Consider the following 431-nt stretch of genomic DNA (forward strand, 5'->3'; position numbering starts at 1 on the left):
TCGGAACTGGCGATCGGGATGGTCACATCGGCCGTCGGTTGGCGATCGAGGACAACGGTAAATGTGTCCGTGCCCCCGGCTTCCGTCGTGGTCAACCCTTCTGTCGGCGTCACCGTCACGCTCCCGGGCACCACATCCTGGTTTGTCACCGCGACATCGGCGACCTCGATGCCGTTGTAGTTGGCATCGTCGCTGGTGGCGGCGGCTAGTGCGACTGTGTAGGCCTGGTCCCCGTCTACCACGTCATCGGCCACACCCGTCACGGTGACGGTTTGGGGGGTATTCCAGTTCTCGGCTGTGAAAGTCAACAATTCGGTGGAAACCGTCCCCTCGGATGGGTCCGAACTGCTCAGAGCGATCGCAACATCGGCTGTCGGCTGGGTATTGAGAACCACCGTAAATTCTGCCGTCCCCCCGTCTTCCGTCGTGGT

1 protein-coding gene is annotated in these 431 nt (G+C 61.7%); it reads right to left on the reverse strand.

Features of this window, described 5'->3' with window-relative positions; genetic code table 11:
- The coding region (locus LKE08_RS13620; protein WP_324704778.1) for a hypothetical protein at positions 1–308 on the reverse strand (308 nt) is incomplete at its 3' end.
- Between the last annotated feature and the right edge of the window lie 123 nt (positions 309–431).

This window comes from Lyngbya sp. CCY1209 (assembly GCF_035615495.1).
Classification (GTDB): Bacteria; Cyanobacteriota; Cyanobacteriia; order Cyanobacteriales; family Microcoleaceae; genus Limnospira.